This is a genomic window from Paenibacillus sp. GbtcB18, from assembly GCF_019091125.1.
Classification (GTDB): domain Bacteria; phylum Bacillota; class Bacilli; order Paenibacillales; family NBRC-103111; genus Paenibacillus_F; species Paenibacillus_F chitinolyticus.
On record NZ_JAGXJX010000247.1, the window covers coordinates 1 to 289 of the forward strand.

Genomic DNA, 289 nt, shown 5'->3' on the forward strand with positions numbered 1-289 from the left:
ACGGATAAATCAAACTGGGCGAATTGCTGTCCTAGCGGATAAGATTCAAGCTCATGACCGCCCGTTGTGACTTGCACTCCAGGCAAATCAAGGGTCAACGCAGATAATTCTTGTTTATCCTGCACATTGGATTCTTGCATGACAAACATAACTTGAAATAGTGGAGAGCGACTTAAATCCCGTGCCGGTTGGAGCCGCAGAACTAACAAAGGAAACGGATATTCTTGATGATTGAAAGCTCTCAGCGTTACTGCCCGGACGGTCTTTAGTACTTCCCGGAATGTGTCAT

Annotated in this window: 1 protein-coding gene; it reads right to left on the reverse strand. The window is 46.0% G+C overall.

Translation table 11 applies throughout. The features are described from left to right. Nucleotides 1-289 (reverse strand): condensation domain-containing protein (locus tag KVT34_RS30155; protein ID WP_217563284.1); only part of this gene is annotated, 289 nt, incomplete at both ends.